At 70.8% G+C, this 22,740-nt stretch carries 20 protein-coding genes and 1 riboswitch; of the genes, 4 read left to right on the forward strand and 16 right to left on the reverse strand.

Annotated features, from left to right (window positions below):
- Window positions 1-226: 226 nt before the first annotated feature.
- From AC07DU_RS32275 to AC07DU_RS32300, 6 genes are all read right to left on the reverse strand, one after another.
- Window positions 227-1,369 carry a glycosyltransferase family 4 protein gene (locus AC07DU_RS32275; protein WP_479115374.1) on the reverse strand — a complete coding sequence of 381 codons (1,143 nt, stop codon included), beginning with the start codon at window positions 1,367-1,369 and terminating at the stop codon, window positions 227-229.
- Between the two features lie 34 nt (window positions 1,370-1,403).
- The gene (locus AC07DU_RS32280) at window positions 1,404-2,549 is read right to left on the reverse strand and encodes a hypothetical protein (RefSeq protein WP_479115376.1); all 1,146 of its coding nucleotides are present in this window, start codon (window positions 2,547-2,549) and stop codon (window positions 1,404-1,406) included.
- A gap of 30 nt (window positions 2,550-2,579) precedes the next feature.
- Entirely contained in the window at window positions 2,580-3,635 is a 1,056-nt protein-coding gene (locus tag AC07DU_RS32285; RefSeq protein ID WP_360904608.1) for a C40 family peptidase, read from the reverse strand.
- A gap of 245 nt (window positions 3,636-3,880) precedes the next feature.
- The gene (locus AC07DU_RS32290; RefSeq protein WP_360904605.1) at window positions 3,881-4,903 is read right to left on the reverse strand and encodes a C40 family peptidase; all 1,023 of its coding nucleotides are present in this window, start codon (window positions 4,901-4,903) and stop codon (window positions 3,881-3,883) included.
- Window positions 4,904-5,155: 252 nt separating this feature from the next.
- Window positions 5,156-6,520: an NYN domain-containing protein gene (locus tag AC07DU_RS32295; protein ID WP_360904617.1), complete on the reverse strand. Its 1,365-nt coding sequence runs from the start codon at window positions 6,518-6,520 to the stop codon at window positions 5,156-5,158.
- A 40-nt stretch (window positions 6,521-6,560) separates the two neighbouring features.
- Window positions 6,561-6,800 (reverse strand): hypothetical protein, encoded by a 240-nt coding sequence (locus AC07DU_RS32300; RefSeq protein WP_030291802.1) that lies wholly within the window; start codon window positions 6,798-6,800, stop codon window positions 6,561-6,563.
- 125 nt (window positions 6,801-6,925) lie between these two features.
- On the opposite strand from AC07DU_RS32300, the gene AC07DU_RS32305 reads away from it, so the two are divergent.
- Both AC07DU_RS32305 and AC07DU_RS32310 read left to right on the forward strand, forming a co-directional pair.
- Entirely contained in the window at window positions 6,926-7,660 is a 735-nt protein-coding gene (locus tag AC07DU_RS32305; protein ID WP_453374790.1) for a rhomboid family intramembrane serine protease, read from the forward strand.
- On the forward strand, window positions 7,657-7,938 hold the full coding sequence (locus AC07DU_RS32310) for an Lrp/AsnC family transcriptional regulator (protein ID WP_360904599.1): 282 nt from the start codon (window positions 7,657-7,659) through the stop codon (window positions 7,936-7,938). The genes AC07DU_RS32305 and AC07DU_RS32310 overlap by 4 nt, the downstream gene beginning before the upstream one ends.
- Window positions 7,939-8,389: 451 nt before the next feature.
- On the opposite strand, the gene AC07DU_RS32315 is transcribed toward AC07DU_RS32310, so the two are convergent.
- The 6 genes from AC07DU_RS32315 to ctaE all read right to left on the reverse strand — a co-directional run bounded on the left by AC07DU_RS32315 (window position 8,390) and on the right by ctaE (window position 15,679).
- Window positions 8,390-9,799, reverse strand: coding sequence for an aminotransferase class V-fold PLP-dependent enzyme (locus AC07DU_RS32315; protein WP_479115379.1), 1,410 nt, complete (start codon window positions 9,797-9,799; stop codon window positions 8,390-8,392).
- A 218-nt stretch (window positions 9,800-10,017) separates the two neighbouring features.
- Window positions 10,018-10,134, reverse strand: a riboswitch (SAM riboswitch).
- Window positions 10,135-10,238: 104 nt separating this feature from the next.
- The gene (gene trpD / locus AC07DU_RS32320; protein ID WP_453374788.1) at window positions 10,239-11,303 is read right to left on the reverse strand and encodes an anthranilate phosphoribosyltransferase; all 1,065 of its coding nucleotides are present in this window, start codon (window positions 11,301-11,303) and stop codon (window positions 10,239-10,241) included.
- A 186-nt stretch (window positions 11,304-11,489) separates the two neighbouring features.
- Window positions 11,490-13,121, reverse strand: a complete 1,632-nt coding sequence (qcrB, locus tag AC07DU_RS32325; protein WP_479032573.1) for a cytochrome bc1 complex cytochrome b subunit — start codon at window positions 13,119-13,121, stop codon at window positions 11,490-11,492.
- Entirely contained in the window at window positions 13,118-14,176 is a 1,059-nt protein-coding gene (gene qcrA, locus AC07DU_RS32330; protein WP_479032570.1) for a cytochrome bc1 complex Rieske iron-sulfur subunit, read from the reverse strand. Before qcrA ends, qcrB begins: the two co-directional genes overlap by 4 nt.
- On the reverse strand, window positions 14,173-14,982 hold the full coding sequence (gene qcrC, locus AC07DU_RS32335) for a cytochrome bc1 complex diheme cytochrome c subunit (RefSeq protein ID WP_360903080.1): 810 nt from the start codon (window positions 14,980-14,982) through the stop codon (window positions 14,173-14,175). Before qcrC ends, qcrA begins: the two co-directional genes overlap by 4 nt.
- Window positions 14,983-15,058: 76 nt before the next feature.
- On the reverse strand, window positions 15,059-15,679 hold the full coding sequence (ctaE, locus tag AC07DU_RS32340; RefSeq protein ID WP_214949928.1) for an aa3-type cytochrome oxidase subunit III: 621 nt from the start codon (window positions 15,677-15,679) through the stop codon (window positions 15,059-15,061).
- Between the two features lie 200 nt (window positions 15,680-15,879).
- Between ctaE and AC07DU_RS32345 the strand changes: the two genes are divergently transcribed.
- A complete protein-coding gene (locus tag AC07DU_RS32345) occupies window positions 15,880-16,284 on the forward strand; it encodes a hypothetical protein (protein WP_479032566.1) in 405 nt (134 codons plus the stop codon).
- Window positions 16,285-16,353: 69 nt separating this feature from the next.
- Here the strand turns inward: AC07DU_RS32345 and AC07DU_RS32350 are convergent, their stop codons facing one another.
- From AC07DU_RS32350 to ctaC, 4 genes are all read right to left on the reverse strand, one after another.
- Window positions 16,354-17,598, reverse strand: a complete 1,245-nt coding sequence (locus AC07DU_RS32350; RefSeq protein ID WP_479032563.1) for a L,D-transpeptidase — start codon at window positions 17,596-17,598, stop codon at window positions 16,354-16,356.
- A 124-nt stretch (window positions 17,599-17,722) separates the two neighbouring features.
- A complete protein-coding gene (locus AC07DU_RS32355) occupies window positions 17,723-18,121 on the reverse strand; it encodes a cytochrome c oxidase subunit 4 (RefSeq protein ID WP_360903089.1) in 399 nt (132 codons plus the stop codon).
- The gene (gene ctaD, locus AC07DU_RS32360; RefSeq protein WP_360903092.1) at window positions 18,118-19,854 is read right to left on the reverse strand and encodes an aa3-type cytochrome oxidase subunit I; all 1,737 of its coding nucleotides are present in this window, start codon (window positions 19,852-19,854) and stop codon (window positions 18,118-18,120) included. The genes AC07DU_RS32355 and ctaD overlap by 4 nt, the downstream gene beginning before the upstream one ends.
- The gene (gene ctaC / locus AC07DU_RS32365; RefSeq protein ID WP_360903095.1) at window positions 19,851-20,825 is read right to left on the reverse strand and encodes an aa3-type cytochrome oxidase subunit II; all 975 of its coding nucleotides are present in this window, start codon (window positions 20,823-20,825) and stop codon (window positions 19,851-19,853) included. The genes ctaD and ctaC overlap by 4 nt, the downstream gene beginning before the upstream one ends.
- 283 nt (window positions 20,826-21,108) lie before the next feature.
- Here ctaC and AC07DU_RS32370 point away from each other — a divergent pair, with 283 nt between their 5' ends.
- Window positions 21,109-22,488, forward strand: a complete 1,380-nt coding sequence (locus AC07DU_RS32370; protein ID WP_479032559.1) for an aminotransferase class V-fold PLP-dependent enzyme — start codon at window positions 21,109-21,111, stop codon at window positions 22,486-22,488.
- Window positions 22,489-22,740: the final 252 nt, after the last annotated feature.

Genomic DNA, 22,740 nt, shown 5'->3' on the forward strand with positions numbered 1-22,740 from the left:
GGGGGGGGGGTTCTTGTCGTTTCTACTCTACTTCACCACCGGCGGGGGGGGGGGGGGGGCCCCCCCCCCCCCCCCCCGGGCCAGGCGGGACTTTGACGACAGGGCCTAGGGCCGTCTCTTCCGGATCTTGCCGGGCCCGCGCCGCCCGGCGCCCCCGCGGCCAGTGGCCGCAGGCCGCTGTCAGCGGGGGTCTGCGAGGATCCGGGGGCACCGCCCCCGGGCACCCCTAGAGCAGCTCGCGCAGGCGGTCGGCCAGCAGGTCCCAGCGCCACTTCTCCTCGACCCACGCCCGCCCGGCCGCGCCCATGCGGGCGCGCAGGTCCGGGTCCTGGAGCAGGGCGACGATCCGCTCCGCCGCGTCGTCCGGGGCGCCGCCGCGGACGACCCAGCCCGTCTCGCCGTCCAGCACCGCGTCCGGCGCGCCGCCCGAGTCGCCCGCGACCACCGGCAGGCCCGTCGCCGAGGCTTCCAGGTAGACGATGCCCAGGCCCTCCACGTCCAGCCCGCCGCGCCGGGTCCGGCACGGCATCGCGAAGACGTCGCCCGCCCCGTAGTGGGCGGGGAGTTCGGACCACGGGACCGCTCCCGTGAAGACCACCGAGTCCGCGACCCCGGTCGAGACGGCCAGCGCCCGCAGGTCCGCCTCGTACGGTCCGCCGCCCACGATCAGCAGCACCGCGTCGGGCACCGCCGCCAGGATCCGCGGCATCGCCTCGATCAGCGTGTCCTGCCCCTTGCGGGGGACCAGGCGCGAGACGCAGACCACCACCGGCCGGTCGGTCAGACCGAGCCGTGCCCGGACCTCGTCGCCGCCCGATCCCGGGTGGAAGGTCTTCTCGTCCACCCCCGGCGGGAGCTGCACCATCCGGGCCGCCGCCCGCTCCGTCACCGCCGAGGCGATCCGCGAGCGCGTGTACTCCCCCAGATAGGTCAGCGTGTCCGTGCCCTCACCGATCCGGCGCAGCAACTGCCGCGCGGCCGGCAGCTGGGCCCAGCCCGCCTCGTGCCCGTGCGTGGTGGCGACCAGCCGTTTCGCACCCGCCCGCCGCAGCGCCGGGCCCATCAGCCCGAGGGGGGCCGCCGCCCCGAACCACACCGACTCGCAGCCGTGTTCGCGCAGCAGGCCCACCGCCCGCCGCGTCACGCGCGGGGTGGGCAGCAGCATCGTCGTACGGTCGCGGACCACCGGGAAGGGCTGCTCCGCGTCGAAGGCCGCGGTGGCCTCACGGCCTTCCGCGCCGTGCTTCCACGTGGAGGCGTAGACGACGACCCGGTCGGGGTCCAGCCGCAGCGCCATGTTGTGCAGGAAGGCCTGGATGCCGCCCGGGCGCGGCGGGAAGTCGTTGGTCACGATCAGCGTCTTGTGCATCGCTGCCAACGTACCCGAAGCGCCCCCGCACCCTTCAGCGGAGCCCCTGGCCCAGCTCCTCGCGCAGGGCCTCCCGCCAGTCCTCCGTCAGCGCGGCCGGGTCCACCCCCACGCTCTGTCCGAGCGCCGTCGCCAGCGGCTCCTTGCCCGCCCTCTCGTACAGCCCGACGAGCGCCGCCTCGCCCCACCGCTCGGCGATCAGCCGGCAGGCCAGCCACGCGCCCTCGTACGCCCGGGCCAGCGCCTGCGGATCGCCGCCGAAGGCGAAGTCCTCCGCCCGGGGCAGCTCCCCCGGCACCTCACCCCGCCGTACGGCCCTCGCCAGCTCCGGGGCGCCCTGGGCGGGCGTGGTGGAGGCGCCGCGGTACGCCGCCCAGTCCGCGAAGCCCTCGGAGAGCCACAGCGGGGTCAGGACGGAGGTCGCGGCCCGCGTGGCCACATGGGTGACCTCGTGGGTCAGCACGATCCGCCGGCCGGCCCCGCCCAGTTCGGCGTACCCCTCCGGGTTGATCACCACCCGGTCCGCGGGGCCCGGCCCGGCGCCCACCCGGCCGGTGGTCACCGCGCCCATGCCCCGGTAGGCGTCGGCGGGGCGGCCCAGCAGCTGCGCCATCCGGTCCAGGGACGCGGGGACGAGCACGACCACCCGCCCCGCCCACGGCTGGGGCCAGGCCGCGCTCGCGGCGGGCACCGCCCGGTCGGCCTCGGCCGCGATCGCCGCCAGGGCCTCGGCAGACTGCCCTGAGCCGCCCAGGACCAGGCTGTGCGTACCGCGGACCACCGACACCGGCCCCTGGTCCCACAGCTCGGGCAGCGCGTCCGGGGCGGGCCGGTCGGAGCGCACGCTCCAGGCTCCGCCGCCCCCATCGTCCCCGGCGCCGTCGCGTTCGAGCGCGAGCTCGCGCTCCGAGCCGCCGGGGGCCGTGTCGTAGCCGGCCAGCCGGTAGCGCAGCCGCGCCCGTACGAGGGCCCGTACGCCGTCCCGCCGCACCGAGGTGACCTCGTACGCCCAGTCGTCGAGGGGGAGCCCGGAGAGCGTGGCGGGCGGGGTGCGCGACCAGTCGGCCACGGCCCGGCGGATGTCCGGCCCCGCGGTGTCGGCCGGTCGCGCGGCGCACCCGGTGAGCAGCACGCACAGCAGGAGCGGCAGTGCGCGTACGAGACGGTGAGCCGGGAACATCAGCCGATCGTACGCATGGACCGGTGGGGGTCAGGGGCGGGTCACCGACGACACGGGCATCATCCCGACGGGGTCGTAGCGCACCCGGGCCCCCGGGTAGGGGGCGTGGATCACCTGGCCGTTGCCCACGTACATGCCGACGTGGCTGGCGTCCGCGCGGTACGTCACCAGGTCGCCCGGGCGCGCCTGGGACAGCGGCACCTGCCGGCCGGCGTAGCGCTGGGCCTGTGAGGTGCGCGGCAGCGAGACGCCCGCCTGCCGGTACGACCACACCATCAGCCCTGAGCAGTCGAAGCCGGAGGGGCCGGTGGAGCCCCACACGTAGGGGCGGCCGACCGCCGCCCGGGCCGCCATCACGGCGGTCGCGGCGCGGCCCGAGGAGGGGCCGAGGGAGGGCAGGGCGGGCAGCGCGTCGGCGCGGCCGGCGGAGCGCGAGGAACGCTCGAAGTCGGCCCGCTCCTGGGACGGCATGGAGTTGAGCAGCCGCTGGGCGGCGGCGAGCTTGGCGGTGACGGAGCGCTTGTGCCGGGCCACGTCGGAGCGCAGGGCGTCCAGTTCGGCGATCTTGCGGGAGGCTTCCTGGCGCTCCTGGCCGAGCCGGCGCTGTTCCTCCCGCAGTTCGTCCAGCTGCCGGGCCTGGCGACCCGTCAGCCGGTCCAGGACGGCGGCCTGTTCCAGGTACGCGTCGGGGTCCTCGGCGAGCATCAGGCCGACGGCGGGGTCGATGCCGCCGCTGCGGTACTGGGCGCCGGCGAAGGTGCCGAGGACGCCCCGCATGGTGTTGATGCGCTCCTGGCCGCGGGCCACCGCGTCCTGGGCCCGGCTGACCTCCGCCCGGAGCCTGTCGGCCTTCTCCCCGGCCTCGTTGAAGCGTTCGGTGGCCTGCTCGGCTTCCTCGAAGAGCCGGTCGACCTGGGCGCTGACGCCGGACCTCGCGCTGCCGCCGGGCTCGTGCGGGAGGCCGGGGGCCGCCCCGGCGGGTGTGCCCGTCATGGCGACCGCGGCGGTGGCCGCGGCGGCGGTGAGGACGGTGACCTTCGTGTTCCGGTCGAGGCTGCCGAGCCCGGGCCGGCGATGGGACGCCACGTGAAACCGCTCCCTTCCGCGGGTGCGCGGCCCGGGTCCGCCCCCCGTGGACGGCCGTGTGCCGGGTTCCGCGCTGGCAGACAGTAGCGGGACGGCCACACCCCGACCAACGACCGACGGAGGGCACGCACAGTGACGCCCCGCCGGAGACGCAGGTCACCGGCGGGGCGTGTGGTCAGATCGCGGCCTTGCAATTCGCCCGGATGGGCGGTGTACGGCGCGCCACCCCGGGCGGGGCTGCGGCGTCAGCCGGCGACGCGGACCCCGTACGCGAACCCGCTGAGGGAGCCGTAGAGGACTCCGGAGGTCGGGTTGGCGGCGTGGAAGACCTTGCCGTTGCCCGCGTACAGGCCGACGTGCTGGAGGTTGGAGTAGAAGACCAGGTCGCCGGGCTGGAGTTCGCTGAGGCTGATCTTCGGGCCCTCCTTCACCTGGTCCCAGGTGGTGCGGCCGATGGAGACCCCCGCCTGCCGGTAGGCCCACTGGGTGAGGCCGGAACAGTCGAAGGCGTTCGGGCCGGTGGCGCCGCGGACGTAGGCCGAGCCGTTCTTGGTCACGGCGGCGCGCAGCGCGTCCGCCGCCCGGCCGGAGCCCTTCACGTTGCTCAGGGAGGCCTGCTCGGAGGCCGTGCCGCCCTCCTTCTTCGCCTCCTCCTTGAGCTGCGCGCGCTCCTGCGCGGTCAGGGTGTTGAGGAGGGCCTGGGCCTCGGCGAGCTTGTCCGTCGAGATCTTCTTCTTCTCGCCGAGCTCCTTGCGGGTGGCGTCGAGGTCGGCGAGCTTGCCGGCGGCCTCCTGGCGCTGCTGCGCGAGGGTGCGCTGCTTGGCCTGGATCCGCTGGACCGCCTCGATCTGCTTGCCGCTCAGGTGCTCCAGGGAGGAGGCCTTGTCGAGGTAGCCGTCGGGGTCCTCGGAGAGGAGGAGGGCGAGGGAGGGGTCTATGCCGCCGTTGCGGTACTGGGCGCTGGCCATCGAACCGATGGTGCTGCGCAGGTCGTTGAGGTCGCCCTGGCCGCGCGCGACCTGGTCCTGGAGCTGCCCGATCTCCTTTTCGAGCTCCTCCTGGCGTTCCTTGGCCCCGTTGAACTTCTCGGTTGCCTGTTCCGCCTCTGCGTAGAGCGCGTCGACCTGGGACTTGACCTCGTCCTTGCTCGGCTTCGCCGGCGCGGCGGAGGCACCCTGGGAGGAGAGCGCGACGGCCGCGGCCGCGGTGACGGTCAGTACGGTCACACGAGCACGGGTCGGCTGCTTGGGTCGACGGTGGGACGCCACGAAGGCGAGCTCCTTCTTCCTCGAGCCGCCGAAGAACGCAACTCGGCAGCACCTCCGCTGCCACCCCGAATGGGTGATCTACCGCACGAAGGTTTGAGCAGACCCTAGTGACCCGGCTGTGATCAGTTCAAATCCTGTCGGGAAAAAACTCGCTCCCCGACCAGGTTCTTTACCTACAGCCCACGCTCTGTGCCGGGCACTTGACGGTACGTCCATTGCGCCGGGGGTCAATTCCGGCATTCAGGCGTGGAGTTACGAAACGCGCGAAAGCCGCTTCAGGAGCAAAGCGGACGCCACGGGCCGCGCCCCCGCCTTGGCCACCCCGTCGGCGACCTCCCGGTCCGTGGAGACCACGACCACCGGCCGGCCGGGCGGCTCCGCACGCACCAGCTGGCGGATCAGCTCGTCCGCCGTCACCCCGGCCTTGGAGAACAGCACCCGCACCCCGCGCGGCGGCGCGAGCAGGACCGGGGCCGCCAGTTCCGCCCCGTCGAAGACGCAGGTCATCTCCGCGCCCGTCTGCGCGGCCAGCATCGACAGCCCGCCCAGCAGCCGCAGCCGCTGCTTCTCCAGCGGCATCGTCGGATACCCGGTCTTGGTCACGTTGTAGCCGTCGACCACCAGATGCGCCTGGGGCAGCGCCAACAGCTGGTCCAGCAGCGCCGGATCGGTCTCCGACAGGGCGCGCGCCGCGATGTCCTTCGGTGTCATCCGGCCCGGCTCCACCGCCTCCACGGTGTCCGCGGGCCGGGTGGAGACGGGCGGCAGGGCCAGCTCGCGGCGCAGCCCCTGGGCCGCGTCGAGCACGGTGTCCAGCAGCAGCCGCAGCCGCATGTCCTCGATGCTGCGCCCCTCACGGGTGGCCCGGCGCGAGCCCTCCAGCGCCGTCTCCACCTCCGCGAGGCGGGACTTGAGGCGCCGCGTCTCGCTCTCGGCGGCGGCGACCCGGGTGGCCGCGTCGCTGCGGATCCCGTCGATCTCGGCCGTCATCTTGCGCAGGGCCGCCTCGCCGCGCTTGACGTCGCTGAGGGCGCTGCGCAGTTTGCGCTGAAGCGATTCCGCTTCCTTGCGGGCCTCGTCCAGCTCGGCCCGGACCTGCTCACCGCCCGTGCGCTGCAGTTCCCGTACGTGGGCCAGCTCCTCGCGCAGGCGCTCCAGCTCGCGCCGGGTCTCCTCGCCGACCCGCTCGGCGTCGGCGCGCTGCGCCTCCTCCCCCGCGGCGGCCACCAGCTTGACCCAGCCGGCCGGCCGCAGCACGAAGGCGGCGGCCGCCACGTCCAGCGGATCGGCGGCGGCGGGCGGCGCGCCGGACTCCAGCGCCCCGGCCAGGTCGGCCTGCGTCTCGCGCAGCTTCTCGGCGACCCTGCCGCGGAACACGGCGTCGGTCTCGACCGCCGTGGCCATGGCGTTGCCCGCGAACTTGGCGCGCCGGGTGGGGGTGAAGCGGGCGTACTGGCGCAGCTGCGCCGGCAGGTCCGCGACCGTCAGCCCGCCGAAGGCGTCCGAGACGAGCGCGACGACCCGGCGCCGCACGCCTTCCGGCAGCGGGCGGTCGAGCGCCTCGGCGGCGTCGCCGGCCGCACCGGCCGGTTCAGCGCCGCTTGCTGGCTCCACAATCCGTCACCCCTACCGTGATCTACGTGCGGGCCGGGCTCCGTCAGGAGTCCGTGCCCGGCCTGTCCACCAGCTCGATCTGGTCCACCGCGTTGCACCAGCGGCAGCGGACCGACTCGATGGTCTCATTGACCACCTCGCGTTCCTCGACCTTCGGTTCCCCGGCCAGGTCCAGGTGGACGTACTCCACGACCTTCGACGAACGGGTGACGTCGAAACGCGTGAGGTTGCCGCACAGGGTGCAGCGCCACCGGGTGGTGTCGGTCGGAAGGGGAACCGTCATCAGGCCGCTCTCTCTTCTTCGTAGCTGATTCAATTAAAGCCGTCCGCGGGGCCCTCTGCGTGCGCCTGCGACCGCAGCTCGTAACCCTACGGCCTGGCACCGCTTCAGGTGGGTCCCGTTGCGTCATGCTCTGTCACATGATCGTAAGGTGGCGGGCCGTACGCGAGGCTGCCCGGGCAGCGGTGGTGACCCATGCGCTGATCGCCGGCTGCGGTGTGGTGTTCGTGCTGGGGCCGGCCTCGGGGCTGAACCCGGCCTACGGGACGGGCGAGGAGCTGCTGGCCGCCGGGGCCGGGTACTTCCGGCGCTGGGGCGTGGTCCCGGCGGAGCTCTTCACGGGCACGCCGCGCGCCTGGCTGACGCCGCTGACCGCCCTGTTCGTCCACGGCAGCTGGCTGCACCTGCTCGGCAACATGCTCTTCCTCCACGTCTTCGGCGCGATGACGGAGGAGCGGATGGGACGCCCGGCGTTCCTCGTCTTCTACGTCTGCACGGGGTACGTGGCCCTGGCGGCCTACGCGGCGGCCAACGCGGGCTCCTCGCAGACCCTCGTGGGGGCGTCCGGGGCCATCTCGGCCGTCCTGGGCGCCTTCCTCTACCTACTGCCCCGGGCGCGGGTGACGAGCCTGTTCCCCTTCCTCTTCTTCCTGCCGCTGCGGTTCCCGGCGTGGCTCGTGCTGCTGTTCTGGTTCGCCCTCCAGGGGGTGGCGGCGCACCGGGCGGGCAGCGGGCCGGGAGTCGCCTACCTGGCCCACCTGGTGGGCTTCTCGCTGGGCTTCCTCTACGCGTGGGCGCGCTATCGGCGTACGACTAGAGTGATGAGACCAGCGACGGCCACCGAGGGAGACAGCCAGCCGTGATCACCGCGATCGTGCTCATCAAGACCAGCGTGGACCGCATCCCCGAGATCGCCGAGTCCATCGCCGCGCTGGACAGCGTCAGCGAGGTCTACTCCGTCACCGGTACGTACGACCTGATCGCCCTGGTCCGCGTGGCCCGCCACGAGAACCTGGCGGACGTCATCCCCGGCCGCATCAGCAAGATCCCGGGCGTCGAGGCGACGGACACGCACGTGGCGTTCCGCACGTACTCCCAGCACGACCTGGAAGCCGCCTTCGCGATCGGCCTCGACGCGTAGGCCCTGCGGGCGGCTCGGCACTGTCCGGGCCGGTTGCCCTGCGGGCGGCTCGGCAGTGTCCGGCCAGCACCGGCGGGCCTGGTCGGCGGGGTCGGTCCGCGGGGCCGCGCCGGGGTGTCTCCTCGGCTCGCGCCTGCGGGCCCGTCTCGGCTGTCAAGGGTGGTTGCGCGCTCGTCCTGCGGGGACACCCCGCCACGTCCCCACTCCCCTCCGCCCTGGCACCCCTGCGCTGCCGGAGCCGGGCCGTGGGGCGGGGACACGCAGGAGGGTCCCCGCAGGACGAGCGCGCAACCCGGGCCGCACGGCTGGACCAAGGCCGCAGGCGCGAGCCGAGGAGACCCTCGTGCGGGGCCCCGCCCCACCCCTCACCGCCAAACCCGCGGAGCGACCCGGCGGGGCCCCGCCCCACCCCTTCACCGCCAAACCCGCGGAGCGACCCCGCAGGGGGACCTCAGACCGCCGGGACGCAGCGGCCCTCCTGCGTGCGGTACTGCCACTGGGCGCCGTTCGCGACCAGTTCCTTGACCGCGCGGACGAAGCGGTCCACGTGCTCGTCGGGGGTGCCCGCTCCGAAGCTGACACGGATGGCGTTGAGGGACCGCTCGCCGGGGGCCGCCTCGGGGGCCCCGCACTCGCCCTGGGCCTGCGGTTCGCTGCCCAGCAGGGTGCGGACCAGCGGGTGGGCGCAGAACAGGCCGTCGCGCACGCCGATCCCGTACTCGGCGGACAGGGCCGCGGCGAAGTGGGAGCTGTTCCAGCCGTCCACGACGAAGGAGATGACCCCGACGCGCGGGGCGTCGTCCCCGAAGAGGGACAGGACCCGCACGGCCGGGACCTCCGCCAGGCCTTCGCGGACCTTCGCGATGAGGTGCTGCTCGCGGGCCACGAGGGTCTCGAAGCCGGCCTCCGTCAGGGCCCGGCAGGCGGAGGCGATGGAGTAGACGCCGATCACGTTCGGGGAGCCGGCCTCGTGGCGGGCGGCCGTGGTGTGCCACTCGACGTCGACGCCGCCGTCCTCGCGCCGGGCCACCGTGCGGGAGGCGCCGCCGCCCGCCAGGTAGGGCTCGGCCTCCTGGAGCCAGTCCGCGCGGCCGGCGAGTACGCCCGAGCCGAAGGGCGCGTAGAGCTTGTGCCCGGAGAAGGCGACCCAGTCGACGTCCAGGTCCTGCACGGAGACCGGGTGGTGCGGGGCCAGTTGGGCGGCGTCCAGCACGATCCGCGCGCCGTGGGCGTGCGCGGCGGCGGCGAGTTCCTTCACCGGCCACAGCTCGCCGGTGACGTTGGACGCGCCGGTGACGCAGACCAGGGCCGGGCCGTAGCCCCCTCCGGTCGATGCCGTGCGGTCGGCCAGGGCCCGCTCCAGGGTGGCGACCGCCTCGTCCGGCGTGCGGGGGGCGTTGAGGTAGGTGACCCGCGCGTCCGCCCACGGCAGGAGCGAGGCGTGGTGCTCGGTCTCGAAGACGAACACCTGGCAGCCGGCCGGGAGTACGGCGGCGAGCAGGTTCAGCGAGTCGGTCGTGGACCGGGTGAAGACCACCTGGTCGGAGGGGCGGCAGTGGAGGAACTCCGCGACCGTGACCCGGCTCTGCTCGAAGAGGTCGGTGGAGAGCTGCGAGAGGTACCCGGCGCCGCGGTGCACGCTGCCGTAGTACGGGGCGTACGCCGCCACGTCGTCCCAGACTCGCTGGAGGGCGGGGGCGCTGGCCGCGTAGTCGAGGGCCGCGTAGGTGACCTCGCCGCCGGTGACGAGCGGGACGGTGACGTCCCGGCCGAGGACTGCGAGGGGCTCGGCACAGGCGGGGTCGACGGTGGCGGCGGATCCGGCGGTGGCGGTGGCGGTGGCGTTCAGGGTTGCGGACATGGCGGTATCTCCCGGCAGGCAGGGCTGAATGGCTTCGGTGGGCCCGTACGCGGGTACGGCGCTGCGGCCGTCCGGGGTACGGGGAGGTCCTCGGAGCGTTGCGGGGTACGCGGAAGCGACCCTGATCCGAGGGATGAAGAAGGGGCGGAGCCGCCCTATCGCATTCGCTTGCTCACGGAAAAAGCTCCTCGAGAAGACCAGGACCCCTGGTGTCGAGGGATCCGCGCTTGCCGTAGGCCTTGCTGCCTACGACCTGGTCATCACCCGGGGCACCCCGCCACGGAAGGAGGGTTGCCGGACAGCAAGCCGGGGCCTAAACGCTGTCACTCGTGACCTGGTCTGCATCCTGCCACACGATCGCCGAGGCGCAAGACCCCGGTCCGCATGGCGGACCGGGGCCGTGGCTCGAAACGGGGGCCGGGGGGTGATCGGAGCGGCGCTACGCGTTGCTGGCGGCCACCCAGCGCTCCAGCGCGGCCCGCGCCGAACCGGAGTCGATCGACTCCGCCGCACGGGTGATGCCCGCGGCGATCTGCTCCTCCAGCGTGCCGGTACCGGGGTCCAGGGCCACCAGCGCCGCCGCCGCGTTGAGCAGCACCGCCTCGCGGACCGGCCCGGGCTCCCCCGCCAGCAGGCGGCGGGCGACGTCCGCGTTGTACGAGGGGTCGCCGCCGGCCAGGGCGGAGACGTCGACCAGCGGGATGCCGACGTCGCGCGGGTCGAAGGACCGCTCCGACACCTTGCCGTCGCGCACCCACCAGACGCGCGAGGTCGACGTCGTGGTCAGCTCGTCCAGGCCGTCGTCGCCGCGGAAGACCAGCGCGGAGGAACCCCGCTCGGCGAGCACACCCGCCACGATGGGGGCCATCCGGGGGTCGGCGACGCCCGTCGCCTGGGACCGTACCCGTGCCGGGTTGGTCAGCGGGCCGAGGATGTTGAAGGTGGTGCGGATGCCCAGCTCCCTGCGCGCCCCCGCCACGTGCCGCAGCGCCGGGTGGAACTTCACCGCGAAGCAGAAGGTGATGCCGGCTTCCTCGGCCACCTCCACGACCCGCTGCGTGCTGAGGTTGAGGTTGACGCCGAGCTTCTCCAGGACGTCGGAGGAGCCGCTCGCGGAGGACGCGGCCCGGTTCCCGTGCTTGACCACCTTGGCGCCCGTACCGGCCACCACGACCGCCGACATCGTCGAGATGTTCACGGTCTTGGCCCCGTCGCCGCCCGTGCCGACGATGTCCACCGTCCGGCCCGGCACCTCGATCAGGTTGGCGTGGGCGTACATGGCGTGGACGAGGCCGTTGATCTCCGCGACCGTCTCCCCCTTCGCCCGCAGCGCGACCACGAAGCCGGCGATCTGGGCGTCGGTGGCCTCCCCGCGCATGATCCGGTCCATGGCCCAGGCGGTGTCCTCGGCGCGCAGGTCCTGACCGGTCAGCAGGGCGTCCAGAACGCCCGGCCACCCGCGGGCCGCCACGCTGTCGCCGCCTGCCGGGGTCACCAGGTTCATGGTCCGCTCCTGCTGCTAGTGGGCTGGTGGGCCGCTGCCGTGCCGCCGCCACGTCGAATGCGAAGGGCTTCAGCCTATCCAGCGCCGGGGGACGGCAAAGAGCCCCGTCCAGACACTGGACGGGGCTCTCGCCGTGGCGACACCAGGACTGTCCGAAATCAGTCCCTCAAGCGGTCGTGCGGAGGATCAGTGGTGGCCGTGGCCGCTCTGGATCTCCTTGTACTCCTCCACCGTGGGCTTCGGAATCTGGTTGTTCTCCGCGTAGAAGCCCTTGCTGAGCTTCGCGCGCAGCTTCTCCGTGGCCTTCACCTTGCGCTCGACACCGTTCTCGTCGACCGTCGGGCCGATCTCGACCGGCGCGTACTGCTCGTGCGAGGTGAGGGTGTGCAGCTGGCCCTGCGGGAGCGGCTCGTGGATCTCGACGAACTCACCGTGCGGCAGGCGCTTGATGATGCCGGTCTCGCGACCGTGCAGCACCTTGTCCCGGTCCCGGCGCTGGAGGCCGAGGCAGATCCGCTTGGTGACGATGAAGGCGAGGACCGGTACGACGAAGAAGCCGATCCGGACGAACCAGGTGATCGAGTTGATCGAGAGGTGGAAGTACTGCGCGAACATGTCGTTTCCACCACCGATCAGGAGCACGATGTACTCCGCGATCCAGGCGACACCGAAGGCCGTACGGGTCGGGACGTTGCGCGGGCGGTCCAGGATGTGGTGCTCGCGCTTGTCCCCGGTGACCCAGGACTCGATGAACGGCCAGACGGCGATCGCGCCGAGGACCAGCGGGAAGAGCACCAGCGGGATGAACACGCCCAGGACGAGCGTGTGGCCCCACAGGTTGATCTCCCAGCCGGGCATGGCTCGGATCAGGCCTTCCGGCATACCCATGTACCAGTCGGGCTGCGCACCGGTGGACACGTGGTCCGGGCGGTACGGGCCGAGCGCCCAGATCGGGTTGATCGAGGCGATCGCCGCGACGGCCGCGATGACACCGAAGACCAGGAAGAAGAAGCCTCCGGCCTTGGCCATGTAGACCGGCAGCAGCGGCATGCCGACGACGTTGTTGTTCGTCTTGCCGGGACCCGCGTACTGGGTGTGCTTGTGGTAGAAGACCAGGATCAGGTGGGCCACCAGCAGGCCCATCATGATGCCGGGCAGCAGCAGGATGTGCACCGAGTAGAACCGCGCGACGAAGTCGCCGCCCGGGAACTCCCCGCCGAACAGGAACATCGACAGGTACGTGCCGACGACCGGGACGGACAGGATGGCGCCCTGCATGAAGCGGACACCGGTACCCGAGAGCAGGTCGTCCGGCAGCGAGTAGCCGGTGAAGCCGGTGAACATGCCGAGGACCAGCAGCAGGAAGCCGAAGAGCCAGTTGACCTCGCGCGGCTTGCGGAACGCGCCGGTGAAGAAGACGCGCATCATGTGCACGACCATGGCCGCGACGAAGATCAGCGCCGCCCAGTGGTGGATCTGACGGATCAGCAGGCCACCGCGGACGTCGAAGCTGATGTCCAGCGTCGAGGCGAAGGCCTCGGACATCATGACGCCCTGCATGGGCACGTACGAGCCGTGGTACACGACCTCGTTCATGCTCGGGTGGAAGAACAGCGTCAGGTACACACCCGTGAGGATGATGATGATGAAGCTGTAGAGGCAGATCTCACCCAGCATGAAGGACCAGTGGTCCGGGAAGATCTTGCGCATGTTGGCCTTGGCCAGGCTGTAGATGCCCAGGCGGCCGTCCGCCCAGTCCGCTACGCGCTCGCCGGCAGGCGCTTTGCGCGCCTTCGTGTCAGTGGTCGCAGTGCTCATCCGCGCTCCCAGAATGCAGGACCGACGGGCTCTTCGAAGTCGCCGAGCGCTTCGAGGAAGCCTTCGTCATTCACGCCGATCCGCAGCTGCGGAAGCGCGTGACCGGCCGGGCCGAAGATGACACGGGCGCCGTCGGAGAGGTCGAAAGTGGACTGGTGGCACGGGCAGAGCACGTGGTGCGTCTGCTGCTCGTACAGGCTGATCGGGCAGCCGACGTGGGTGCAGATCTTGGAGTAGGCCACGATCCCGTCGTGGGACCACTCCAGCTCCTGCTTGTCCTTGATGTCCTCCGGCTTGATGCGGACGATCATCAGGGCGGCCTTGGCGATCTGGACCTGGAAGTCGTGCTGCTCCTCCTCCAGGCCTTCCGGCATGGCGAAGGTCAGCGAACCGACGAGGACGTCCTCGGGGCGCAGCGGCTCCATCGTGTTCTGGTTGATGAGCAGCTTGCCCTTGGACCACAGGGTCTTGCGGAGCTTGTCCTCGGGCAGCGGGCCCAGGTCGCGCATGATCACGAGGGCGGAGAGCGGCAGCATGGCCAGCGCGCCCAGCATCGTGTTGCGGATCAGGGGGCGGCGGCCGATGCCGGACTCGTTCGCACCGTCGGCGAAGTCCTGCATGACCTTGGCCTTGACCTCCGGCGAAGCGGCGATCTCGTGGCGCTCGTCGGCGACCTCGACGTCGGACATCAGGGTGCGGGCCCAGTGGACCGCGCCCGCGCCGATGCAGAAGAGGGCCGTGCCCAGCGTCATGCCCAGGGCGAAGTTGAGCGCGCTGATCTTCCCGATGGGGAAGATGTAGACGATCTTTTCGACCGGGATGGTCACGTAGGCGGCGATGAAACCGATCGTGGCCAGCATGGACAGCGTGAACAGCAGCGCGACGGTGCGCTCGGAACGCTTCGCCGCACGCTCGTCGATGTCCTGGATGCGCGGCTTGTGGACCGGCAGGCCGGGGTCGGCGAACGGGTCGTCCGCGACCGCTACGGCACCGTGGTGCGCGTCGCCCTGCTCGCTCGGCAGGTGCTTCTCTTCGGGAATCTCTTGGCTACTCATGACTTCTTGGCCTTAGCGGTGTGGGCCGCGACCCAGACGGCGACAGCGATCAGCGCACCCAGAGCGAAGATCCAGCCGAACAGACCTTCGGAGACGGGGCCGAGGCCACCGAGCTTCAGGCCGCCGGGGCTGGTCGACTTCTCGCCGTTCACGTTCTGGAGGTACGCGATGATGTCCTTCTTCTGCTTCTCCGGCATGGTGCTGTCGGGGAAGGAGGGCATGTTCTGCGGGCCGGTCTGCATGGCCTCGTAGATGTGCTTCGGGTCGACGCCTTCCAGGTTGGGGGCGTACTTGCCGTTCGTCAGCGCGCCACCCTCACCGGTGAAGTTGTGACACTGCGCGCAGTTGTTGCGGAACAGCTCACCACCCTTGGCGATGTCGGCGCCCTTGGGGTCGTACTGCTTCTCGGTCGGCGTGATCGGACCGGCACCGAGGGACGCGATGTACGCGGCCAGCTGGTCGATCTGCGCCTGGGTGTAGATGTTGGGCTTCTTCGGCACCTGGGCGCCGGGCTGCTGGGCGGGCATACGGCCCGTGCTCACCTGGAAGTCGACGGCCGCGGAGCCGACGCCGACCAGGCTCGGGCCGTCAGTGGAACCCTGACCGCCGGTTCCGTGGCAGGTTGCACAGCCCACGGCGTAGAGCTTCTTGCCCTCCTCGATGGCGAGGGACTGGGCGGTTTCATCGGCCTGCGCCTTGCCCGCGGGGGCGAAGGCGGCGTAAAGCCCCCCAGTAGCCGCCAGCGCGAGGAGTAGAACGACGACCGCCGCCAGCGGATGGCGTCGTCGTGCGGAGAGCTTTTTCACGGATTACCCCGGTGTCAGGATCTTCTGCGTCGGTGTGTCTGGATGGAGTGCCGGGTCGGGCCCGGTGACGTGTTCGCTACTTGATCAGGTAGATCGTGGCGAAGAGGCCGATCCAGACGACATCGACGAAGTGCCAGTAGTAGGACACGACGATGGCCGACGTGGCCTGTTCGTGGGTGAACCTCTTGGCCGCGTACGTCCGGCCGAGGACCAGCAGGAAGGCGATGAGACCGCCCGTCACGTGCAGACCGTGGAAGCCGGTGGTCAGGTAGAACACCGAGCCGTACGGACCGGACGAGAGGCTCAGGCCCTCGTGCTTGACCAGCTCGGTGTACTCGAACACCTGGCCGCCAATGAAGATCGCACCCATGACGAACGTGATGATGAACCACGTCCGGAGCTTCTTCACGTCACCGCGCTCGGCGGCGAAGACGCCGAGCTGGCAGGTGAGCGAGGAGAGCACCAGGATCGTCGTGTTCGTCGCCGAGAAGGGAAGGTTCAGGAAATCAGCCTGTTCCTTCCAGTACTCGGCGCCTGTCACGGATCGCAGGGTGAAGTACATCGCGAAGAGGGCCGCGAAGAACATCAGCTCGGAACTCAACCAGATGATGGTTCCGACGCTGACGAGGTTCGGCCGGTTGACCGTCGGGTGCGCGTGCCCGGTATCTACTGTCGTTGCTGTCGCCACGACCGACATTATGTCGGTCGCTTATCCCGCCCTCACCCCGGGGGGTGCCGTTCGGAGTGTCCGGGGCGTGTGCAAGGCCCGAACGGCCCATCAGATGACCCCGTCGCGGCCTCTCGTGCGACATGTGCGAACCGATGTTGACAGCGCATCGGGAGGAGTAGCATCCCGCGCAACATCAACGTGATTCACGGGACACGTGGAGGAACGAAATGCGGGCGACTGCGCGGGTTCTGGTCTACAGCGACGACGCGGGCACCCGGGAGCAGGTGCGGCTGGCGGCCGGACGCAGGCCGGCCGCGGACCTGCCGCCGGTGGAGTTCGTGGAGTGCGCGACGCTGCCGGCGGTCCTGTCGGAGCTGGACGCCGGCGGGATCGACGTGTGCGTACTGGACGGCGAGGCCGCTCCGGCCGGGGGCATGGGCGTGTGCCGGCAGATCAAGGACGAGATCTTCCGGTGTCCCCCGGTGCTGCTGCTGATGGGGCGCCCGCAGGACGCCTGGCTGGCCACGTGGAGCCGCGCCGACGCCGCCGTGACCCTTCCGGTGGACCCGGTGGAGTTCCCGGCGGCCCTGGCGGCGCTCCTGCGCTCCCGCCTGGCCTCCTCGGCCGCCTGACGGTGCGCCTGTGGGGCCCACGGCTTCCCATGGGCCCCACAGGGGCTTCCCGGCACGGGCGGCGCCCCTTCAGACGGTGGGCCTCAGGCGGGCCTGGTCGACCGGGCTGCGGCCCTCCTGGGTGCCCTTGAGCAGGGCGCTGCCCTGGCGCCAGTCCTTCCAGTCCATGTTCCAGTCGCCGAAGCCGTTGCCGAAGGTGTCCATGTCGTCGCCGATGCTGTTGACCACCTTGACGATGTCGCCCTCGGTGATGTTCTCGAAGAACCAGGCCGCGTTGCCGGTGCTCATACCGGTGCAGCCGTGGCTGACGTTCGCGTAGCCCTGGGAGCCGACGGACCACGGCGCGGCGTGGACGTATTCACCACTCCAGGTGACGCGAGTGGCGTAGTAGACGGGCAGGTCGTAGTTCTCGCTGCCGCCGATGCCGACGGTGTCGCCGCGCATCTGGACGAAGTACTGCTTGCCGAGCACCACCTTGACCCCGTTGCGGGTGGAGAAGCCGGGCTTGCCGGTGGTCACCGGAATGGTGTTGATCACTTCTCCGTTGCGCTTGAACGTCATGTAGTGCGACGAGGCGTCGGTGATGGCCTCGACCCGGTCCCCGATCTCCAGCTTCAGCGGCTTGGAGGCGGAGCCGTGGAGCTCGTCGGTGATCTTGATGCCCTCCAGGTTGCTCCGTACGGAGACGGTGGAGTGGGCGGGCCAGTACTCCTTGGGCCTGAAGTGCAGCTTCTTGTCGTCGACCCAGTGCCAGGCGCCCTCGACGCCGGGCGGGGTGTCGACGATCAGGCCCCGTTCCACGACCGCGCGGGCGGCCTTGTCCTTGACGGGCTCGCTGAGTTCAGCCGTGAGGGGCTGTCCGACGCCGTACTTGCCCTCGTCGGGCCCGAATTCGACCTTGAGGACCCCCTTGGCGGGGGTGGTGTCGAACGTGAGGGTGCGCTGCCCCGGAGCTCCCTGTTCGTCCTCGGTGCTCACGGTGACCGTGTAGCGGACGCCTGCGGCCATCGGGACCGTGCTGTGCCAACGGTCGCCCTTGGCGCTGAGTTCGCCCGCCAGACGGCGGCCGTGGGTGTCCACGGCCGTCACGTCGGTGATGCGGCTGTCGCCGCCCTTGACGGTGACCTCCAGAGGCCGGTTGGGATCGACGGGGCGGCTGCCGGAGGGCTGGTTGAAGGCGACCTGATCGCCCGCGTCGTACGGGCGGGCGGACAGCGGGTTGTCGCCGGACCCGCAGGCGGTGGCGCCGGCCCCGAGGGACGCGACCAGCAGGGAGCAGCTGAGTACCGTCCAAAGACGCGGTGAGTGCTTCATGGAGCCAACGCTATGAAAGTATGACAATTACGGCGCGCGGGGTGACTGCAAACGAGGGGCCCGGACTCCTCCGAAAGAGGTGTCCGGGCCCCGGGTTCGGCGCGGCGCCGCCGCGCGCGTGCTGCTACTGGTTCGCGTTCTCACCGCGGTAGTACTCGTACACCCAGCCCCACAGGCCGATCACGAGGATCGGGGCCGAGAAGTACATGAGCCACCAGCCGAAGACGACGCCCATGAAGGCGAGCGCGCCACCGATCGCCAGCGAGAGCGGCTGCCAGCTGTGCGGGGAGAAGAACCCCAGCTCGCCCGCCTCGTCGGCGACGTCGGCCTCCAGGTTGTCCTGGGCCATCTCGTCGACACGCTTGGCCGTGAAGGCCAGGTAGTAGCCGATCATGACGCTCAGGCCGAAGGCCAGGAAGAGCGCGGTGGTTCCGACGGGCTCCTTCGACCACACGCCGTACACGACGGCCATGATCAGGATGAAGAAGGAGAGCCAGAGGAACATCTTGCCCTGGATCTTCACTTGCCGGCCTCCTTGTCGCCGGTGAGGGCCTTGGTCCCGCCGGCGACGTGGTCCTCGAGGTGGTCGAGGGCCGCGATCTCCGGGTGGTGCAGGTCGAACGCCGGGGATTCGGAACGGATCCGCGGGAGCGTGAGGAAGTTGTGCCGCGGCGGCGGGCAGGACGTCGCCCACTCCAGCGAACGGCCGTAACCCCACGGGTCGTCGACCTCGACCTTCTCGCCGTACTTGGCCGTCTTCCAGACGTTGTACATGAACGGCAGCAGCGACAGGCCGAGCAGGAACGAGCTGATCGTCGACACCGTGTTCAGCGCGGTGAAGCCGTCGGCGGCGAGGTAGTCCGCGTAACGACGCGGCATGCCCTCGGCGCCCAGCCAGTGCTGCACCAGGAAGGTGCCGTGGAAGCCGATGAACAGCGTCCAGAAGGTGATCTTGCCCAGGCGCTCGTCCAGCATCTTGCCCGTGAACTTCGGCCACCAGAAGTGGAAGCCCGCGAACATCGCGAAGACCACGGTGCCGAAGACGACGTAGTGGAAGTGCGCGACGACGAAGTACGAGTCGGAGACGTGGAAGTCCATCGGGGGCGAGGCCAGGATGACGCCGGTCAGACCACCGAAGGTGAAGGTGACCAGGAAGCCGATCGTCCACAGCATCGGGGTCTCGAAGGACAGCGAGCCCTTCCACATGGTGCCGATCCAGTTGAAGAACTTCACACCGGTCGGTACCGCGATCAGGAAGGTCATGAAGGAGAAGAACGGCAGCAGCACACCGCCGGTGACGTACATGTGGTGGGCCCACACGGTCACCGAGAGGCCGGCGATCGCGATCGTCGCGGCGATCAGACCGATGTAGCCGAACATCGGCTTACGGGAGAAGACCGGGATGACCTCGGAGACGATGCCGAAGAACGGCAGCGCGATGATGTACACCTCTGGGTGTCCGAAGAACCAGAAGAGGTGCTGCCACAGCAACGCGCCTCCGTTCGCCGGATCGAAGACGTGCGCACCGAACTTGCGGTCCGCCTCCAGTACGAAGAGCGCGGCGGCCAGCACCGGGAAGGCCAGCAGGACCAGGACACCGGTCAGCAGGACGTTCCAGGTGAAGATCGGCATGCGGAACATCGTCATGCCGGGAGCGCGCATGCAGATGATCGTGGTGATGAAGTTGACCGAGCCGAGGATCGTGCCGAAGCCGGAGAAGGCCAGACCCATGATCCACATGTCGGCGCCGATGCCCGGCGAGCGGACCGCGTCCGACAGCGGGGTGTAGGCGAACCAGCCGAAGTCGGCGGCACCCTGGGGGGTGACGAAGCCGGCCACGGCGATGGTCGAGCCGAAGAGGTAGAGCCAGTACGCGAACATGTTCAGCCGCGGGAACGCCACGTCGGGCGCGCCGATCTGCAGCGGCATGATCCAGTTCGCGAATCCGGCGAACAGCGGCGTCGCGAACATCAGCAGCATGATCGTGCCGTGCATCGTGAACGCCTGGTTGAACTGCTCGTTCGACATGATCTGCGTACCCGGACGGGCCAGCTCGGCGCGCATGAAGAGCGCCAGGAGACCGCCGATGAGGAAGAACACGAACGACGTGACCAGGTACATCGTGCCGATGGTCTTGTGGTCGGTCGTGGTCATCCACTTCACGACCACGTTGCCCGGCTGCTTGCGCCGTACCGGCAGCTCGTTCTCGTACGAGTCAGCTGCGGCGGCACCCTGGGATTCGTTGAGGATGCTCACAGTTTGTTCGTCTCCGCATTCCGGGCCGGGTCGGTCTGCTTGATGCCGGCCGGGAGGTAGCCGGTCTGCCCCTTCTCCGCCAGCTCCTTCAGGTGCGCCCGGTACTCCTCGGGCGAGACCACCTTGACGTTGAAGAGCATCCGGGAGTGGTCGACACCGCAGAGCTCGGCGCACTTGCCCATGAAGGTGCCCTCTTCGGTCGGGGTGACCTCGAAGACATTGGTGTGGCCCGGGATGACGTCCTGCTTGAACAGGAAGGGCACCACCCAGAAGGAGTGGATGACGTCGTTCGACGACAGTATGAAGCGGACCTTCTCACCCTTGGGCAGGACCAGGGTCGGCCCGGGGTTGTTCGTGTCCGGGTTCCTGTCGCCGGGGACGCCCTTCTGGTAGACGCCTTCGGCGCCCGCGGGGAAGTCCTTGGTGAAGCGGTCCGGGATGGCGGAGAGTTCCTTGGGAACCTCGCCCTTCTTCGGGGTCGCCGCGTCGCCGTCGACGTTCTCGACGTAGTTGAAGCCCCAGCTCCACTGGAAGCCGATCACGTTGATCGTGTGCGTCGGCTTGGCGGAGAGGGAGAGCAGCTTCGACTCGTCACGCGCGGTGAAGTAGAAGAGCACCGAGACGATGATGAGCGGGACCACGGTGTAGAGCGCCTCGATGGGCATGTTGTACCGGGTCTGCGGGGGGACCTCCACCTTCGTCCGGCTGCGCCGGTGGAAGGTGACGCTCCACATGATCAGGCCCCACACCAGGATGCCCGTGATGAGCGCGGCCGCCCATGATCCCTGCCACAGGGAGAGGATGCGCGGCGCCTCCTCGGTTACCGGAGTCGGCATTCCGAGGCGGGGGAAGTCTTTCCATGTATACGAGCAACCTGTGGCGGTCGCCAGGACCACGCCCGCAGTCAGCGCCTGCAGCAGCTTCCGCCGCATCGGGCGCCGCGGCGAGCGGTCGGAGCCGTAGGGACTCACGTAGCGCCTTCCCGAGAGTCTCGGCCCGCGCGGCCGGCCGCGGCCGTGTTCGGGTCGGTCGCCGGCCCTGACGCAGGCAGGGGTTTGGATGTTTATGCGGACCAAACCCTACTGGACGCTATTTGGGGTCGCGCGGGGAGGGTGCCCAACGCGCCGCTACTGCCCCCGAAGGGATGGATCCGCCGTCCGGGGGACGGGGTGAATGGCCCTGAATGGTGGGCTCGGGAGCACTTCTGACGCCCCCTGACCTCGAACGCAGCCGGGCGCCGGTTAGCGTGACCGGATGCCGTACTTCGACAGCGCGTCCGCCGCCCCCCTGCACCCCGTGGCCCGGCAGGCGTTGCAGGCCTCCCTGGACGAGGGCTGGGCCGATCCGGCCCGGCTGTACCGGGAGGGCAGGCGCGCCCGGATGCTGCTGGACGCGGCGCGGGAGGCCGCCGCGGAGGCGGTGGGATGCCGCCCGGACGAGCTCGTGTTCACTCCTTCGGGGACGCACGCGGTTCACACGGGGGTCGCCGGGGTGCTCGCGGGCCGCCGGCGCGTGGGGCGCCATCTGGTCGTGTCCGCGGTCGAACACAGTTCTGTACTGCATGCGGCGGACGTGCACACGGCGGGCGGCGGGACGGTGGGCGAGGTCCCGGTGGACCGGTGGGGCGCGGTGGAGGCCGCCGGATACGCGGACGCGCTGGGCCCGGCGACCGCCCTCGCCTGCCTCCAGTCGGCCAACCACGAGGTGGGCACGGTCCAGCCGGTGGCGGAGGTGGCCGAGGTCTGCGGGGCGGCCGGGGTGCCGCTGCTGGTGGACGCGGCGCAGTCGCTCGGATGGGGTCCGGTGGAAGGCGCCTGGTCCGTCCTGGCCGCGAGTGCGCACAAATGGGGCGGCCCGCCCGGGGTCGGTCTGCTCGCGGTCCGCAAGGGCGTCCGCTTCTCCTCCCAAGGCCCTGCGGACGAACGGGAGTCGGGGCGCTCGCCCGGCTTCGCGAACCTCCCCGCGATCGTGGCGGCGGCGGCGTCCCTGCGGGCCGTACGGGCCGAGGCGGACGCGGAGGCGGCCCGGCTGCGGGTGCTGGTGGACCGCATCCGGCGGCGGGTGGTGCGGCTGGTCCCGGACGTGGAGGTGGTCGGCGATCCGGAGCGGCGGCTGCCGCACCTGGTCACCTTCTCCTGCCTGTACGTCGACGGCGAGGCCCTGCTGCACGAGCTGGACCGGGCCGGGTTCTCGGTCTCCTCGGGCTCCTCGTGCACGAGCTCGACGCTGACCCCCAGTCACGTGCTGCGGGCGATGGGCGTGCTGTCGGAGGGGAACGTACGGGTGTCCCTGCCGCCGGGGACCACGGCGGAGGAGGTCAACGCGTTCCTGGAGGTACTGCCGGGCGCGGTGGCGGGCGTACGGGAGCGGCTCGGCGTGTCGCAGCGCGCGGCCGGGGCGCCGGTGGCGGACTCGCTGGAGCTCGACGCGCTGGGGCTGCGGTGCCCGCAGCCGGTGATCGAACTGGCCGCGGCGATCGAGCGGGTCCCGGTCGGCGGCACCGTCACGGTCGTCTCGGACGACGAGGTGGCGCGGCTGGACATCCCGGCGTGGTGCGGGATGCGGGGGCACGAGTACCTCGGCGAGTCCCCCCGCGCGGTCGGCACGGCCTACACGGTCCGCCGCCTCGTCTGACCACCGGCCCCGCCAGGCCAGACCACCAGGCCAAATCCAGGCCCGCCCAGGCCAAACCCAGCCTCCGCCGGGCCAATCCAGCCTCGCCGGCGTTTGAGGCGCGGGGTCTGGGGCGGAGCCCCAGGAAACCCGGCTCCGTCCGGGGGGACCCCCACTCAAACGCCGGAGGGGCTGAAAAAGCAAAGGCTGGATCGGCTCGGTCGAGGCAAAGGGCGCCGACGAGGCGAAGAGGCCAGGCGGGACTTTGACGAC

The sequence above is a fragment of the Streptomyces sp. NPDC045695 genome (assembly GCF_056432025.1).